The sequence below is a fragment of the Pseudomonas sp. GM21 genome (assembly GCF_000282215.1).
In the GTDB taxonomy this organism is placed as follows: Bacteria; Pseudomonadota; Gammaproteobacteria; order Pseudomonadales; family Pseudomonadaceae; genus Aquipseudomonas.
Window position 1 is genome coordinate 1 of sequence record NZ_AKJS01000134.1, and the last position, 16,043, is coordinate 16,043.

The 16,043-nt window shown below is 58.9% G+C and carries 13 protein-coding genes and 1 pseudogene; 8 read left to right on the top strand and 6 right to left on the bottom strand.

Going from position 1 to position 16,043, the window contains the following annotated elements:
• Nucleotides 1-185 precede the first annotated feature (185 nt).
• The 6 genes and pseudogenes from accC to PMI22_RS07610 all read right to left on the bottom strand — a co-directional run bounded on the left by accC (nt 186) and on the right by PMI22_RS07610 (nt 8,243).
• Nucleotides 186-1,544, bottom strand: coding sequence for an acetyl-CoA carboxylase biotin carboxylase subunit (gene accC, locus PMI22_RS07635; protein ID WP_007947647.1), 1,359 nt, complete (start codon nt 1,542-1,544; stop codon nt 186-188).
• Between the two features lie 17 nt (nt 1,545-1,561).
• Nucleotides 1,562-2,026 carry an acetyl-CoA carboxylase biotin carboxyl carrier protein gene (accB, locus tag PMI22_RS07630; RefSeq protein ID WP_007947648.1) on the bottom strand — a complete coding sequence of 155 codons (465 nt, stop codon included), beginning with the start codon at nt 2,024-2,026 and terminating at the stop codon, nt 1,562-1,564.
• Between the two features lie 24 nt (nt 2,027-2,050).
• Nucleotides 2,051-2,506 carry a type II 3-dehydroquinate dehydratase gene (aroQ, locus tag PMI22_RS07625; RefSeq protein WP_007947649.1) on the bottom strand — a complete coding sequence of 152 codons (456 nt, stop codon included), beginning with the start codon at nt 2,504-2,506 and terminating at the stop codon, nt 2,051-2,053.
• Between the two features lie 131 nt (nt 2,507-2,637).
• Nucleotides 2,638-4,383 (bottom strand): protein-disulfide reductase DsbD, encoded by a 1,746-nt coding sequence (locus PMI22_RS07620; protein WP_007947650.1) that lies wholly within the window; start codon nt 4,381-4,383, stop codon nt 2,638-2,640.
• Between the two features lie 190 nt (nt 4,384-4,573).
• Nucleotides 4,574-5,080: pseudogene (locus tag PMI22_RS32535) on the bottom strand (methyl-accepting chemotaxis protein); the annotation flags it as partial.
• Between the two features lie 1,492 nt (nt 5,081-6,572).
• On the bottom strand, nt 6,573-8,243 hold the full coding sequence (locus PMI22_RS07610; RefSeq protein WP_007947652.1) for a response regulator: 1,671 nt from the start codon (nt 8,241-8,243) through the stop codon (nt 6,573-6,575).
• 323 nt (nt 8,244-8,566) lie between these two features.
• On the opposite strand from PMI22_RS07610, the gene PMI22_RS07605 reads away from it, so the two are divergent.
• The 8 genes from PMI22_RS07605 (at nt 8,567) to speA (ending at nt 15,857) form a co-directional block, all read left to right on the top strand.
• Nucleotides 8,567-9,718, top strand: coding sequence for a DUF2515 family protein (locus PMI22_RS07605; protein WP_007947653.1), 1,152 nt, complete (start codon nt 8,567-8,569; stop codon nt 9,716-9,718).
• Nucleotides 9,715-10,398 (top strand): hypothetical protein, encoded by a 684-nt coding sequence (locus tag PMI22_RS07600; protein WP_007947654.1) that lies wholly within the window; start codon nt 9,715-9,717, stop codon nt 10,396-10,398. The genes PMI22_RS07605 and PMI22_RS07600 overlap by 4 nt, the downstream gene beginning before the upstream one ends.
• 14 nt (nt 10,399-10,412) lie before the next feature.
• Entirely contained in the window at nt 10,413-10,919 is a 507-nt protein-coding gene (locus PMI22_RS07595) for an Hcp family type VI secretion system effector (protein WP_007947655.1), read from the top strand.
• A gap of 65 nt (nt 10,920-10,984) precedes the next feature.
• On the top strand, nt 10,985-11,392 hold the full coding sequence (locus tag PMI22_RS07590; RefSeq protein ID WP_007947656.1) for a hypothetical protein: 408 nt from the start codon (nt 10,985-10,987) through the stop codon (nt 11,390-11,392).
• A 152-nt stretch (nt 11,393-11,544) separates the two neighbouring features.
• Complete coding sequence (locus tag PMI22_RS07585) at nt 11,545-12,612, top strand: DUF2333 family protein (protein ID WP_007947658.1); 1,068 nt, start codon at nt 11,545-11,547, stop codon at nt 12,610-12,612.
• A gap of 3 nt (nt 12,613-12,615) precedes the next feature.
• On the top strand, nt 12,616-13,173 hold the full coding sequence (locus PMI22_RS07580; protein ID WP_007947659.1) for an NUDIX hydrolase: 558 nt from the start codon (nt 12,616-12,618) through the stop codon (nt 13,171-13,173).
• 177 nt (nt 13,174-13,350) lie between these two features.
• Nucleotides 13,351-13,722 (top strand): translation initiation factor Sui1, encoded by a 372-nt coding sequence (locus PMI22_RS07575; RefSeq protein WP_007947660.1) that lies wholly within the window; start codon nt 13,351-13,353, stop codon nt 13,720-13,722.
• Nucleotides 13,723-13,943: 221 nt separating this feature from the next.
• Nucleotides 13,944-15,857, top strand: a complete 1,914-nt coding sequence (gene speA / locus PMI22_RS07570; protein ID WP_007947661.1) for an arginine decarboxylase — start codon at nt 13,944-13,946, stop codon at nt 15,855-15,857.
• The last annotated feature ends 186 nt before the right edge of the window (nt 15,858-16,043 follow it).

Genomic DNA, 16,043 nt, shown 5'->3' on the forward strand with positions numbered 1-16,043 from the left:
CGGCTGCGCAGCAGTCGCAAAACCCGATTGCACCGTAATCCTGAAACACCGCATTGCCGGGATTGACGACTGCTGCGCAGCCGAACGCAGGCTTCGCCAGCTGCTACGGGGACTGTCGTGGATCATAAGAAATACCCAGAAACAACAAAGCCGCCCGAAGGCGGCTTTGTTGATGGGGTCGAAGCTTAGTGCTTCTCGCCAGCGAGCTTGTGCTCAAGGTAGTGAATGTTCACACCACCTTTGCAGAAGCCTTCATCGCGGACCAGGTCGCGGTGCAGCGGGATGTTGGTCTTGATCCCGTCGACAACGATTTCGTCCAGCGCATTGCGCATGCGCGCCATGGCTTCTTCACGGGTTGCGCCGTAGGTGATCAGCTTGCCGATCAACGAATCGTAGTTCGGCGGAACGGCATAGCCACTGTACAGGTGCGAATCGACGCGAACGCCGTTGCCGCCTGGTGCGTGGAAATGCTTGACCGTGCCAGGGCTTGGCATGAAGGTTTTCGGGTCTTCGGCGTTGATACGGCATTCCAGGGCGTGACCGCGGATCACCACGTCGTCCTGGGTGTACGACAATTTGTTGCCAGCGGCGATGCTGAGCATCTCCTTGACGATGTCGATGCCGGTGACCATTTCCGAAACCGGGTGTTCTACCTGGACACGAGTGTTCATCTCGATGAAGTAGAAATGGCCGTTCTCGTAAAGGAACTCGAAGGTGCCGGCGCCACGGTAGCCGATGTCGATGCACGCCTTGACGCAGCGAGCGAGGACTTCCTGGCGTGCTTTCTCGTCGATGCCCGGTGCCGGCGCTTCTTCGAGAACCTTCTGGTGACGACGTTGCAGCGAGCAATCGCGGTCGCCCAGATGGATGGCCTGGCCCTGGCCGTCGGAAAGTACCTGGACTTCCACGTGACGTGGGTTGGTCAGGAATTTTTCCAGGTAGACCATCGGGTTGCCGAACGCCGCGCCTGCTTCGGTGCGGGTCAGTTTTGCAAAGGAGATCAGGTCTTCTTCGTTATGCACAACGCGCATGCCGCGACCACCGCCGCCGCCAGCGGCCTTGATGATCACCGGGTAACCGACTTCGCGACCAATGCGCAGAGCGGTTTCTTCGTCTTCAGGCAGAGGGCCGTCGGAACCCGGAACGGTTGGAACGCCCGCAGCGATCATGGCGTGCTTGGCCGATACCTTGTCGCCCATCAGGCGAATGGTGTCGGCTTTCGGGCCAATGAAGGCGAAGCCGGAGTTCTCGACCTGTTCAGCGAAATCAGCGTTTTCCGCGAGGAAGCCGTAGCCTGGGTGAATGGCGGTAGCGCCGGTCACTTCAGCCGCGGCGATGATGGCCGGGATGTGCAGGTAAGAGTGCGCGGCCGAGGCCGGACCGATGCAGACGGATTCGTCTGCCAGGCCCAGGTGCATCAGTTCTTTGTCGGCCTTGGAGTAAACGGCGACAGTCTTGATGCCCATCTCTTTGCAGGCACGCAGGATCCGCAGGGCAATCTCACCGCGGTTGGCGATCAGAACTTTTTCCAACTTCGCAGTCATCAAAGTTTCTCCGCGGTTCAAACGATGGTGAACAGCGGTTGGTCGTACTCAACCGGCTGGCCGTCTTCGACGAGGATGGATTCGATCACACCGCTGGTTTCAGCTTCGATGTGGTTCATCATCTTCATGGCTTCGACGATGCACAGGGTGTCGCCTTTCTTCACGGTCTGGCCGACTTCAACGAAGGACGGCGAGGATGGCGAAGATTTGCGATAGAACGTACCGACCATCGGCGAACGGGCAACGGTGCCGTTCAGGACAGGCGCGGCCGGAGCAGCCGGTGCGGCAGCAGCGGCAACCGGAGCAGCAGCAACAGGCGCTGGTGCCGGAGCGTGCATTGGAGCCGGCGCGTAGTACTGCTGAGCCGGGGTTTTGCTATGACGGCTGATGCGTACGGACTCTTCGCCTTCCTTGATCTCGAGCTCGTCGATGCCGGACTCTTCCAGCAGTTCGATCAGTTTCTTAACTTTACGGATATCCATGAATCATCAACTCCCAAGGGTCGGTCAGGGGCGTATAGCTTGTTGTTCAAGCTGCTCTAGTGCAGCCTCCAGGGCCAGTCGATAACCGCTGGCGCCAAGGCCGCAGATCACTCCCACCGCTACGTCGGAGAAGTAAGAGTGATGGCGGAAAGGTTCGCGTTTGTGCACGTTAGACAAATGCACTTCGATGAATGGGATGCTCACCGCCAGCAGCGCGTCACGTAATGCGACACTTGTGTGCGTAAAAGCTGCTGGATTGATCAGAATGAAGTCCACACCTTCGCCGCGAGCGGCATGGATGCGGTCGATCAATTCGTACTCGGCGTTGCTTTGCAGGTGCAGCAAATGGTGGCCGGCTTCACGGGCGCGGCGTTCCAGATCCTGGTTGATCTGCGCCAGTGTCGTAGCGCCGTAGGTGCCCGGTTCACGGGTGCCGAGCAAGTTCAGGTTAGGGCCGTGCAGCACCAATAGGGTCGCCATCTGCTGTTCCTTGTTATCTGTGAGCAAGAGTCAGAACTCGGCGACTATGCCGCAAAGGCTTTGTGACTGTCCAGTTCTATGCAATAGCCAGCACGATAGCCGATGTTTGCGCGAAATATGTGACCGGGTGTTTAAATCTGGTCATTTGCCCGTGCAACACGTTCGGCGAAGTCTGCGGCATTGATCTCGCCGATCACTCGCACATCGGCGCGTTCAACGCCGTCCTTGCCAAAAAACATCAAGGCGGGAGGGCCGAACAGTTTGTAACGGTCGAGCAGAGCGCGTTGCTCGGTATTGCTGGCGGTGATGTCGAAACGGACCAGTCGATAGCCTTGCAGGCGTTCGACGACTTTGGCGTCGTTGAGGACTTCGCGCTCGATGACTTTGCAGCTGATGCACCAGTCGGCATACCAGTCGAGCAGCAGCGGGGTGCCGGAAGCTTGAGCATCGGCGAGTACTCGGTCCAGCTCTGAAGGCGTGCTGACTGTTTGCCAGGTTCCGGTGTTTTGCGCCGGTTCGTTACTCGCAATCGCCCGCGATTGGCCAATGGGATTGAACGGATCGGTCTGGCCGCTGAAAGCCCCAAACCAGCACGACAACGCGTAAAACAGCAGGAACATTCCGAGCAACTGGCCGAGGCGTTTGCGAGGGGGTTTGTAGACGAACTCCAGAGCGCCCATGAACAACCCGACACCCGCGGCCAGCAAACCGATCAGCAACAAGGTGATCTGGCCCGGCAATACACGGCTGAGCAGGCCGATCGCCAATCCCAGCAACAACACCCCGATCGCGTTTTTCACATAGACCAGCCAAGGCCCGCTTTTGGGCAGCCAGGCCGCGCCACCGGTGGCGACCAGCAACAGCGGCGCGCCCATGCCCAGACCAAGCATGAACAGTTTCAGGCCACCACCCAACGCATCGCCGCTGGCGCTGATGTACAGCAGCGCACCGGCCAGCGGGGCAGAAACGCAGGGCGAAACCAGCAGGCTGGACACCACGCCCAACACAGCGGCGCCCCACAGCGAACCGCCTTCAGTGCGGCCGGCGATGCGATCCAGGCGACTGCTGATGGTCTGCGGCAGCTTGAGTTCGAATACGCCGAACATCGCCAGGGCAAATATTGCAAAGAACGTCGCAAACGGCACCAGCACCCAGGCCGATTGCAGGCGCGCCTGAAGATTGAGCTGCGCGCCGAACATCCCCATCAGTGCGCCGAGCAGGGCGAAGCAGGCGGCCATCGGCAGCACGTAGGCCAGGGACAGGTTGAAGCCGCGCAAACCACCGACCTGGCCACGCAGCACCACGCCGGAAAGGATGGGCAGCATGGGCAGTACGCAAGGGGTGAACGTCAAACCCAGGCCGGCGAGGAAGAACAGTGCAAGTTCGCGCCAGCCGACGCTTTGCGCCAAGGTCGGGGTGCCGATGCCATCAATGCTCAGGCGCTCGGTTTCCGGCGGATAGCACAGGCCTTTGTCCGCGCAGCCCTGATACGTCACGACCAGTGTGAAGGCGCGTTGGTCGGTGCGCGGTATTTCTACGTCAACAACGCCGTGATAAACCTCGACATCGCCGAAGTACTCGTCGTGCTTCTGCTCGCCCTTGGGCAGTATTGCGGCGCCCAGGCTTACATCGGCCGGCTCAGCCCGGAACTGGAAACGATGGCGATAGAGGTAATACCCCTCGGTGGCGACGAAACGCAGCTTGATCGATTGCGGTGTGCTGGCTACCAGGCTCAATTGAAAGGCTTCGCGCACCGGCAGGAAGTCGGCGCTGTTGTTGATCGCGCCCAAGGTGGAACTGGGTCGGGTGTCCGGCAACCCGCCGGCGGTGGCCGGCAGGGCGAGCACTAAAAGCAGCAGGCAGAGCAAACGGCGCATGACAATCTCGCGTATCGGAATAGGGGGCATGATAGCGGACAGTTGCGTTAGTTGCCTTGATCGTTCCTACGCTCCGCGTGGGAATGCAGTCCGGGACGCTCTGCGTCCCAAAAGCGGACGCAGAGCGTTCATTGAGGCATTCCCACGCGGAGCGTGGGAACGATCACCATCCCCTTATGGGAGCGGGTTTTCAGACGCGAAAGGCCTGAACGGCGGTACGCAGCCGTCCGCCCAGCACCAAAAGGTTCTCCCCTTGTTCACGCCCCTCACCAATGCGCAGCAAGTTATCCCCGCCCAATTGATGAATTCGCTCACTGTGGTGGCGAATCTCGCTGACCGCGCCGCTCTGCTGGGCGGTAACATCGGCGATGCGCACGGCGGTGTCGGAAATGGTCTGGATGGCCCCGACGATTCTATCCAGCGCCCCGTCGGCCGCTTGCGCCTGGTTCGCCGTGGCTTCGGCATGCTCAACCTGCGCGCGCATGCCCTCCACTGATTGACGCGCGGCGGTTTGCAGGCCAGCTATTAATGTCTGAATTTCTGCCGTAGCCCCGGCGGTGCGTTGCGCCAGTGAGCGAACCTCTTCCGCGACCACCGCAAACCCTCGCCCCATTTCCCCGGCGCGAGCCGCTTCGATGGCGGCGTTCAGGGCCAGCAGGTTGGTCTGGTCGGCAATCGAGCGGATCACCGTCAGCACGCCGCCGATGGTTGCCGATTCTTCGGCCAGGTGCTCGATCATCTGCGCGTTACCCTGCACTTCACCCACCAGCGCATGCAACCCGGTAAGGCTCAAGCCGATGACTTTCTGGCCATGCTCAACGGCCAGGCCCGCATGACGACTGGCATCGGCTGCCTGGCTGGCATCGCCGGCGACCTGTTGGATGGTCGCCTCCAGTTCACCGAGCGAATCGCGGATCAGTGCCGTGTCGCCTGCCTGATGTTCGGCGCCGCTGTGCAGGTCATTACTCAAATCGGCCAGGGTCCGGCTGCTGCCGGCGACTTGCTCGGCGTTGAGACGAATGGTCCCGACCAGATCCACCAGGTAGGCGCGCAAGCGATTGAGCGACGCCTGAATATCGTGCAATTCGCGATTGGTGTTACCCAGTTCGATGTCCCGGCTGAAGTCACCTTCTGCCCAGGTGGACAGGGCCGGCGCCAGGTTGGTCAGGGTTCGGGCCAGGCGCCGCTGCAGGGTGTCGATGAGTAAGGCGATCAGCAGGATGAGGCCGATCATCAGACCCTGCATCAATCGTACTTCGCCCTGGATTTGTCCGTGCTGGGCACGGACCACGGGTTCGAGTCGGGCAATGGCTTGCTGTACATCGGCGATTTTCAGGTGGGTGGCCACGCTTAGATCGGTGCGTTTCTGGATCTGATCGCGCGTGCGGGACAGTTCGGCCGGGTAGCGCGAGAGCAGGCTATTGAGTTCACGCTTGAGACCGACTCCAGCGTCTTCGGCGGCCGCTTTCTCGTTGTTCTCCAGACCCATCATCGACGCAAAATCATCGGTGTTCGATTCACTCTTGGCGGCGACGCCTAGCAATGGCAAACGGCCCAGCAGGTCCGCCTGCGTACGGATGTTGGCCACTTCGCGCTCGACGTCAGTGGCCAGTTCGCTGCGGCCACTGCTCACCAGTTTTTCCCGGGCCAGAGACAATTTGCCCAGGTGTTGAGAGGCGGTGAGTAGCGGCGTCAGGTAAGTCGCGTCGCCGCTCGCGTAATGGCTGAGTTGGTCGAGGCTGGCGCCGAGTTCGCGTTCGGCTTGCAGTAGCAGCGCTTGTGGGTCGCCCGCGAGTTTGCCGGCGGCCAACAGATCGGTTTTGCTGAATTCATCGAGGTTCGACAGGCTTGGGCGCAAGGTGTCGGCCAGCGCCGGCGGCAACTCGCCAAGCTCCTTTTGCAAGTCATCAGTGGCCTGACTGGCGCTGCTCAGACGCAGGGCATCGCCGCTGGCGAGGTAGTCCCCGATATTGCGCGCAACGTCATTCTGAAACTGCCGGGACAGGCCCAGATAGCGCTCCATCAGAAGATAAGGGCGCTCCAGGGCTTTTTGCGACCACCACAGCGTGGCGCCGAGGGCCACGCATACGGCGACTAAAAGGAGGGTGTTGAGATTGGTCAGCAATTTCAGGCGCATAGCGGATCTACCAGGGGCAGAATGGTAAGCGCCTGAATTTATTGCGTTTGTGTTACAGGGTTGTGACCGAATCAGTGGATTCTGATAAAAAAGTGGCACTTTGCCGTGATGTTCGTGCGGCCTGAACACGATTCCGTCCGGCGTCCTTGGCACGGTATAGCGCCTCATCCGCCTGGCTGGCCATCATCAGGCTGTCGGAGTGCTCGCACAGCTCCACCACGCCGGCACTGAACGTGCACCAAAGGTCTTGAGGCTGGGCGGGGTAGTGAATTTCGGCAAAGCGCTGACGAATTTCATCCAGCACCGAGTAAGCCGATGCGAGGTCGGTATCGGGCATGACGATCGCGAACTCTTCGCCGCCGTAACGGCCGATGAAGTCGGTCTTGCGCAAGCGTTGCTTCAAGAACAGCGCCAGGCTTTTGATTACCCGGTCGCCCATGGGGTGGCCGTGGCTGTCATTGACGCGTTTGAAGTGGTCGATGTCGAGCATCGCAAAGCACAGCGGCTTGTTCTCGCGGCGGGAGCGGAAGCTGCAGTCTTCAAGCAATTGCAAAATGTGCGTGTGGTTGTACAGGCCGGTAAGGCTGTCGCGGACCATCCGGGCTTTCAGATTGCGCGCCCGTGCCGCGCGGTTGCGCACGGTGGTAATCAGGTGGCGCGGCTTGATTGGCTTGGTCAGGAAGTCGTCGCCGCCCTCGCTCATGGCGTCGAGCTGCTTGTCCAGATCGTCTTCGGCCGACAGGTAAATGATCGGTACGCTGACGTAGCGGTCGTTGTGACGGATCACCTTGGCCAGTTCCGTACCGGTGCAGGTCGGCATGTACATGTCGAGGATGATCAGGTCAGGTTGAAAGTCCGAGAGCTCGGCCATGGCCTGAATCGGATCGATCAACGTGCGCGTGACGATCCCGGCGCTGTTCAACAGGCGTTCGGTGTGCAGGGCCTGGGCGCGGGAGTCATCGATGATCAGCACTTTATAAGGCTCGTACTGCGCGACACAGGTCAGGACTTCGATTTTCTCCAGCAGGCTCGAAGCCTCCAGGGTGCCGGTGAGAAATTCCTGGCCACCGGCACGCACGGCGGCGAGGCGGGTCGGAGTGTCGGTTTCGTGCAGGCTGAAGAACAACAGTGGCAGGCGCTGGTCGAGACCTTCCTGGGCTTCGGCGGCCAGTTTCAGGCCTATACCGGCACCACTGAAATCCACGTCCATGACGATGGCGGCGGGCAGGCGCTCAACCATCGACGCGCGAAAGGCTGCAACGCTGTCCAGGGACTGGGCGCTGAGTCCGAAAAACTCCAGTTGCTTGGCCAGGCGCTCGGCGCGGTCGTGATCTTGCAGCATCACATAGATCGGCTTGCGCAGGGGTGGCAGCAAGGTTTGCTCAAGCTGATCGCCATGTCGCAGGCCGGTGCGCGACAGGCGTTGCATCAAGCGATTGAGATCGGTGATCAGCCCGCTGCTGAGGCGTCCGCGATTGGCGTCGACAGCCTCCAGCGACTGACCGATGTGACGCGCCAGTTGCGTATGTTCCGGTTGCTCGAAACGCTCGGCAAACCGCAGCAAGCGCAGGTTGGCCTCGCTCAGTTCCGATAAGTCGGTGGTGGACCACTCGCTGCGTTGCAGGCGCTGCCAGATCTCAAGAATTTGACGTGCCTGATGAATTACCCGCTGGGCAAAGTGGTGCTTGAGGCGCTCACGGCTGGGGTCTTCTGGCTCGGTCATATCCTGACTACTGTTAGGGTAAATGCTGAGATCGACTGGTGGCCCTATGCTAGCACCTCTTTTCAATGGGATGAGAGTCGTAAGGCAATTATCTGTTAATCAGCCTCATTCAGTTTGTGACTGGTTGGTCTTGTTCGGCGGTTCTGTGTCGACCAGACACCCGAGAATGCGCCACTTGCGATCTTTTCTGTTCGTTTCACGGCAATTTCGTTACGTCCAGCGAACCGCATCTGTCAGGGAATTCTGATTTTTCGTTGGCAGAGTTCAGGCTGGAATTGCGGCTGTTAGGGTTCAGGAATTCCCCTGGAAGCCATCTTTAAATCATGACTCAGTGTTTTAAGCCGCACCCTTGCGATGACCAGCGCCTGAACCACAACAACATTCCCGTTGCTGACTGCGAATGCACAGAGGTGCGCCTGTACGGCAGCAAGACCTTGGTCACTGACGTGCCGATCCTTACGTGCTCATGCCTTTGGCGTCGCTACCAGCGCGAGGCAGAAGAGATCGTCGCACCGAACGGCGAATTGATAGCGGACCCGGTGGAACGCAACCGTGCGATCAACGCTGCCTACGCCCGGTTGTGGCTGCATGACCCAAGGTTTCAGTGGGCCGGACTGGCGGCGTTTGCTTCCAAGCAGGTTGGCTGCGGGTTGTTGCATGCGGCGCAGAGTGTTGAACGTATTCGCGAAGAGCATGAGTCACGCCAGCGTTTGCGCGACAGTCGCCGTGAGTCCGGGCTTTTGACCCCGGACAGGATGTCCGAACAGGCAGATGCCTTGCGTGACTATAAGGCTGCGGATGCGCGCAATCCTGTTCCCTCAGTGGATATCCGTTTAGCCGGGGAAGACTTGTCTCTGGTACAGCAGCAGTTCCGGCATGTGCACGACATGATGGCGTTGGGGAATACCACGCTGTTTCTGGATGTTTTTCCGTTGCATGCGTTTTATGCGAAGCGTGGGTGGCAGGAGTTTAAGAATTGCCTGGGCGCCCGGGGAGGAATTTATGGGCATTCGAAGTTTCCGGTGTTGTGGCCCGTGGGCCAGAGAAAGCTTCGTTTCGGACAGGTTTACCCACTGGTACTGCAAGCTTTCGAGGCAATAGAAGCGGGAAGTATCACCGCGAGCGTCGAGTATTTAGCCTGGCACGAGCAGCGCAACATCCTCCAGCCAACTATTTATGAGGATCGGCAATTGGTGACGTTGCTGCGCGGCAACCACGCATCCTACGTGACTGGTTTTCCTTCAGGTGTCGCTCAGGCTATCGAGTTGACGCTCACCAGCCAATGCCAGCGTGTTGAAGATGATCGCACCATCGAGTTTGACAATAGCCCGTTTGCGGATTTGTCGGACATCAACCAGAGAATGGCATTCGTACTCCGAGCAGCAGAACGCTTTGATCACATGCTCAACAATTACAACCGTACTGCATTGGTGCAATCGATCAGCGAGATCGCATCGGGCGGCGCAATCCTGTGAGTCTGTTGCAGCGTCGTCCCTGCTTACGTCATGGTGCAGGCCTGCTGTTTCTGGTTGTTTTGTTGGTGGTCGCCATACGTCAGTTGCAGCAGCCTCTTTGGGATGATCCGGAAATTGCTTTGGAAATAGGCGGGACATATGAAGAGATGCGGAAAAACTCTACGGCCCCTTTCAGTCCACTGATACGCGGACATGTCTGGGGCGGAATTCCCAAGACCGATGCTCGCTTGCGATTTATCGACCCGCAATATGGATTTGATACGCCTTTGGCTCGTTTTTTCACGATTACATTTAATGACAACGTCATTGAAGACGTCCTCATGTCTCCGCAAATCGAGCCATTACTGATCGACGACGCCCTGAAAGTTGTGATCGACCTGCAAGACCAGTTGTTTGCCAAAGGCTGGGTCGCGAAGGGGCTGCGGAACAATCCCACGATCGTCGATACACCTGAATGGCGGGCCTATCTGCAGAAAGGGATTCTGCATGGGCAATCTAATTGGCAAGCGAGCGATAAGTATCAGGTCACGCTCGCTCTGGGGCGTTTCGAGGACTACCGAAATCCGACTGAAGAACGCTACCTCATCACCCTCGCACTCGCCAAACCCTGGACGCCCTTCGACGAAATCGAAGACATGTACGACGAGCCCCAGCACTTCCCCGCCCCGCAACCCAACTAAAAAGGAGCCCCATCATGCCAACCCCCGCTTTCATGACGCTCAAAGGCGAACGACAAGGCCTCATCAGCGCAGGCGCCTTCACTGAAGCGTCAGTGGGCAACGTCTACCAACTGGGTCGTGAAGACCAGATCATGATTCAAGCCCTGAGCCATGGAATTTTTGTGCCCAAAGGGTCAGGAGCAGGGCGCCGGATGCACAAGCCCTTGGTCATTACCAAGTCCATCGACAAGGCGTCCCCATTGATCAACATCGCCTTGTGTTCCGGGGAGCTGCTCAGCAAGTGCCGCGTCGAGTGGTATCGCACCTCGGCACATGGCACGCAGGAGCATTTCTACACGATGGAGCTTGAGGACGCGGTAATCATCGGTGCCGAGGTGCTTTTGCCCCACTGTCAAGATGCGGGCACTGCGCACATTACCCAGCTGGAGAAGGTTCACTTCAGCTACCGACGCATTTACTGGAGACATGAAATCAGCCGGACCATGGGCTCCGACGAGTGGAACGCCGAGACGCTGGCATGAGGCTGGTCCAAGACGTTCATCTGACCACGTGGGAGCGCCAGCATGCTTGTCCAGGCGAGGAAGCGATGGATCATGTTCGTCAGGCGTTGAACGATCGGCAACCCATCGAAGGCCTGAGCGAGTTGCGTGCCGGTTTGCTGATCGATATCGACAGCGAAGTGCTTGACCAGATTGAGCGGGGTGAGTGGTGGCTGGTCAGGGCTGAAGCCGACTACGGTGACTGGCCGATTGCGGCGCAGGCCTTTGACTGCAAGGTCATGGAATTGATGAACAATCCGCCGCCCCAGCCCTCTCGGACACCCAGAATTTTCCGCCTGATGGACAGCTTCACGGGCGAGACGCTGGTGCAGCGCAGCTACATCGCGACCGTGGACGGACAGACTGTCCAGCGCACAACAGACGGCGAAGGTATCGCCCATCTTTTCACGCCGGGAGAGGTGCGGCAGATTTCAATAGTGCTCAGGGGGCATTAAAGCGGGCATGCACACTTGAGTTCATTGGCAAGGGTGGCTGGTCTTTCTACGCCAATTTTCTGGATAAGCCCAACGACGGGTGCCGGCCAAAGGCACGTTGTTGTATGGTTGTGGTCGAACCGATGAACTCAAGTGATTGAAAGGATATCGCCATGCTGGACTGGAAGAACCGCGCGGGCAGCGCGCCTGAACGTGCCGCTGCACCTGAATCGGCCACCCGCAGTTACTTTGGCGGCCTGCTGTTCAGCCGGGCGCTGGCCACACTGATCGGCCTTTACCTGCTTGTGACGATTGCCCTGGGTTGGTACTGGAGTGCAGAGCCTGCGCTCTTCCCGGTCCAGCAAAATGCCCAGGTCGCTGCCGAAAAAGAAGGCAAGCAGATGGTCGTCGGCTACACCACGGTGGAAACCCTCAAGACCGTCGCCGGAACGTTGCTGACCAAGCCGGGTGGCTATATTTCCAACGACCGTTTCCCGCCAGGCCTGTGGATGGACAACATGCCGAGCTGGGAATATGGCGTGCTGGTCCAGGTCCGAGACCTGAGCCGTGCCCTGCGTAAAGACTTCGCCCGCTCCCAGTCGCAATCGGCCGAAGACGCCGATCTGGCCAAGGCCGAACCGCGTTTCAACTTTGACAACAAAAGCTGGGTGCTGCCTTCCAGTGAGTCCGAGTATCAGGAAGGCATCAATTCCCTGAGCCGCTATCAGGCACGTCTGTCCGATCCGAGCCAGAAAAGTGCACTGTTCTATGCCCGCGCCGACAACCTGAACAACTGGCTGGGTGACGTGGGTACCCGACTGGGTTCGCTGTCGCAGCGTCTGTCGGCCAGCGTCGGCCGGGTCAAACTCAACACCGCGCTGAAAACCGAAGTCCTCGCGCCGGGGCAAGTACCACAGGTCGACGAAGAAATCGTCGAGACCCCGTGGATGCAGATCGACAACGTGTTCTACGAAGCCCGTGGTCAGGCTTGGGCACTGTCCCATCTGTTGCGCGCCATTGAAGTCGACTTCGCCGATGTATTGGCCAAGAAAAACGCCACGGTCAGCGTGCGTCAGATCATTCGTGAACTGGAAGCCTCGCAAGAGCCGGTCTGGAGTCCGATGATCCTCAATGGCAGCGGTTTCGGTGTGTTGGCTAACCACTCGCTGGTCATGGCCAATTACATTTCCCGGGCCAACGCCGCAGTGATCGATCTGCGTCAATTGCTCAATCAAGGCTGATTTATGGTCGACAACGCCAAAGAGGCCGCCCATCGCGCGGCCTCGGATGCTGAACAGATCGCCTGGGTCGACGAACAGGACAACCTGCTAGGTGCCCTGGTCCGTTGCGACTTGCGTGAGCGCGGGCTGATCGGGCGCGGCACCTACATCATGCTGTTCAATTCGGCGGGCGAATTGTGCGTGCACCGGCGAACCCTGAGCAAAGCCATTTATCCGGGGTACTGGGATGTGGCAGCGGGGGGCATGGTGCTCGCCAGCGAAACCTACGCCGAATCGGCCGCCCGCGAACTCGAAGAAGAGCTGGGTGTGAGCGGTGTGGAATTGATCGCCCATGATCACTTCTTCTTTGAAGACACCGGTAACCGGCTCTGGTGTTCAGCGTTTTCGGCGGTCTGGGACGGGCCGTTGACCCTGCAGCCGGAAGAGGTGCTCGAAGCGCGCTTCATTCCCATCGATCAGGTCCTGTTGGAAATCCAGCAAAAGCCTTATTGCCCGGACTCTCTGGCTGCGTTGAAGCGCTATCTGCGCGCTCAACAGGATGACGTCGCAAAAGAGCTATAAATTGGCGCCGATTGGCTCTTAGCAAGTCGGCTTTTTGCCGTTACACTGCGCGACCTTTTCAAACTGAACCAGCGTGCCCGGTTCAGTAGCGCTGCCCCTGCCTGAGTGGGGCTTCGCGGTCGATGGCCACTTCCCGAGTTGCCGCGACCAGTCTTTGTCCTCCCAAGAGGATTGCCGGTGGCCAAAAAAGCCGCATCCTTCGCCGCCCTTGGTGGCCTGGTATTTTCCACCGACGCAGGTCGTCATTGCCCGGAATGCAGTAAACCGGTGGACGCCTGTATCTGCAAACAGACCGTTATCCCGGCCGGCGACGGCATCGCTCGCGTACGTCGCGAAAGCAAGGGCCGTGGCGGCAAGACGGTGACTACCATCACCGGTGTGCCATTGGCCGAAGACGCGCTCAAGGACCTGGCCACCACGTTGAAGAAGCGTTGTGGTACAGGCGGAGCGTTGAAAGACGGAATTATCGAAATCCAGGGCGATCATGTCGAGCTACTCTTGGGCGAGCTGATCAAACTCGGTTTCAAAGCGAAGAAGTCCGGCGGCTAGCAGCCTCTGTGAAAACCACCCTCGGCTTGATCCAGTCCTGACAGCAGGTCTGGCGTCGTCTACATGGTTTTCACAGAGCCTGTTCTGATCCGGTTTCTAAACTCAAACCTGAATGTGCGGTCTATCGCCCTTGCATGCAGGCTAATCGTCATTTTCATTCTTTAGACTGCGCCGGCCTGAACTCAAGGCGACGCTCTATGACTTCTTTATAGGGGACTTCAATGTCCGTACGACGCACACGCAAAGACGATGGCAGCCAATGGACAGTTGCGGACAGCCGCAGTGTTTACGGGATTCGCCATTGGGGGGCCGGGTATTTCGCGATCAACGACGCCGGTCGCGTCGAAGTTCGTCCGAACGGTCCGACCAGTTCGCCTATTGATCTGTTCGAGCAAGTCGACCAACTGCGCAAAAGCGGTTTGTCCTTGCCATTGCTGGTGCGTTTCCCGGATATCCTGCAAGACCGCGTGCGTCAGCTGACCGGCGCCTTCGATGCGAACATCGAGCGTCTGGAATACCAGAGCAAGTACACCGCGCTGTACCCGATCAAAGTGAACCAGCAAGAAGCGGTGATCGAAAACATCATCGCCACCCAGGACGTTTCCATCGGTCTGGAAGCCGGCTCCAAACCTGAACTGCTGGCCGTTCTGGCCCTGGCGCCGAAGGGCGGCACTATCGTCTGCAACGGTTACAAGGACCGTGAGTTCATTCGTCTGGCACTGATGGGCCAGAAGCTGGGTCACAACGTCTTTATCGTGATCGAGAAAGAATCCGAAGTCGGCCTGGTGATCGAAGAAGCGGCGGCGCTGAAGGTCAAGCCTCAAGTCGGCCTGCGCGTACGTCTGTCGTCCCTGGCCTCGTCGAAGTGGGCGGACACCGGTGGCGAGAAATCCAAATTCGGTCTGTCGGCGGCGCAATTGCTGTCGGTGGTCGAGCGTTTCCGCGCAGCCGGCCTGGATCAAGGGATTCGCCTGCTGCACTTCCACATGGGTTCGCAGATCGCCAACCTGGCGGACTACCAGCACGGTTTCAAGGAAGCGATTCGTTACTACGGCGAACTGCGCAACCTCGGCCTGCCGGTGGACCACATCGACGTTGGCGGCGGCTTGGGCGTGGACTACGACGGTACGCATTCGCGTAACGCCAGTTCGATCAACTACGACATGGACGATTACGCCGGTGTCGTGGTCGGGATGCTCAAGGAATTTTGCGACGCGCAGAGCCTGCCGCACCCGAACATTTTCTCCGAAAGTGGCCGCTCGCTGACCGCTCACCACGCCATGCTGGTGGTGCAAGTCACCGACGTCGAGAAACACAACGACGACGTGCCGAAGATCGACAACAAGGAAGAGCTGCCGGAAACCGTGCAATGGCTGGTTGACCTGCTGGGCCCGACCGACATCGAGATGGTTACCGAAACCTACTGGCGCGCGACGCACTACATGAGCGACGTGGCTTCCCAGTACGCCGATGGCAAGCTGACCCTGGCGCAAAAAGCCCTGGCCGAGCAATGCTACTTCGCCGTGTGCCGTCGCCTGCACAACTCGTTGAAAGCCCGTCAGCGTTCGCACCGTCAGGTGCTCGACGAACTCAACGACAAACTGGCCGACAAGTACATCTGCAACTTCTCGGTGTTCCAGAGCCTGCCGGACACCTGGGCCATCGGCCAGGTCCTGCCGATTCTGCCGCTGCACCGTCTCGACGAAGAGCCGCTGCGCCGCGCCGTGCTGCAAGACCTGACCTGCGACTCCGACGGCAAGATCAAGCAATACGTCGACGAGCAGAGCATCGAAACCAGCTTGCCGGTGCATGCCCTGAACGAAGGTGAAGACTACCTGCTGGGGATCTTCCTGGTGGGGGCTTACCAGGAAATTCTGGGCGACATGCACAACCTGTTCGGTGACACCGATTCGGTGAACATCTACCAGAACGCTGACGGCAGCGTGTACCACGCCGGTATCGAAACCCACGACACCATCGAAGACATGCTGCGTTATGTGCACTTGTCGCCGGAAGAGTTGATGACCCACTACCGCGACAAGTGCGCCAGTGCCCGTATCACCGCTGCCGAGCGCACCCAGTTCCTCGACGCGTTGCGTCTGGGTCTGACCCGTTCGTCTTACCTGTCTTCTTGAGGTAGGGCACTGCTCTCATCAGGCTGTCTGAAAATGTTCCGCACGCAGCGGAAATTTCAGATGACCTGGTGAGACGCGTCTTTGTTTTTCAGCGAAATGACTCACATCCACGTCTATCCATGCGAAGTCGTCTTCTTTTCGCGTAGGCCGTTTCCTAAGTTGTATTTCGGCACTCTACTCGGCCAA